At 39.3% G+C, this 945-nt stretch carries 1 protein-coding gene; it reads right to left on the bottom strand.

The features are described 5' to 3' along the window. The coding region (locus tag R7Z50_RS24400) for a hybrid sensor histidine kinase/response regulator (protein ID WP_318149333.1) at nucleotides 1-945 on the bottom strand (945 nt) is incomplete at both ends.

The following is a 945-nucleotide window of genomic DNA, read 5'->3' as shown; positions in this document are numbered from 1 at the left end:
CAAGATCATATCAATTTGAGTATCGTTTTCTTCAAGAAATGTAAGCGCCTCTGCGCCATGGCTTGCAATATGAACATTATGGCCAAGCTTGTTAAGAATCAATTTAATGACAAGTTGATTTGATTGAGTGTCTTCGACAATAAGCAAGTTTAGAGCTTTGTTTGGTCTATTATGCTCAATTTTTACAGGACGGCTTTGGTTGTAACGTGTTAGAACTGGAATTCGAATGGTGAAGTCAGAACCCTCATTCTCGCGGCTTTTTACACAGATTTCACCTCTCATCATTTCAACTAAGTGCTTGGTAATAGCAAGCCCTAAACCTGTACCACCAAACCTTCGAGTAATTGAGCGATCACCTTGATGGAATGCCGTAAATAAATGGGCTTGTTTTGCTCTCGAGATTCCAATTCCGGTGTCAGATATAGAAACTACAATTTCGTCATTTTCTTCAGCGACAGAAACAGACACACTTCCTGAGTCCGTAAACTTGATGGCATTCCCAATCAAGTTAAAGAGAATCTGTGACAGCCTCGTCGAATCAATCCAATACTGTTTGTCTGATGAGATCTGACAATCAAAGTTAAAAGAAAGATTCTTAGTTATAGCTACTTGTTTTTGCTGAGAAATTACAAAAGTTACAGTGTCATTTAAATGTATCCACTGTTCGTTTAATTGGAAGCTACCGGATTCAATTTTTGAAAGATCGAGAATGTCGCTAATGATGGCTAGAAGAAGCTCAGCAGAGCATTCCATTTGATTGAGGGCATCAAATTGTTCATCTGATAAGGTAGATTGTCTCAGGATGTCTAGCATTCCTAAAACTGAGTTAAGAGGCGTTCTGATCTCGTGGCTCATCATTGCCAAAAACTCAGATTTTGACTGGTTGGCTAGTTCTGCTTCTTCACGAGCTCTTGCAAGTTGAGTCGTTCTTACCTCAACAATACG

It is taken from the genome of Vibrio sp. 1249-1, assembly GCF_033340495.1.
The sequence above is the reverse complement of the archived record's forward strand: the minus strand, read 5'-3'. Positions and strand labels throughout refer to the sequence as shown.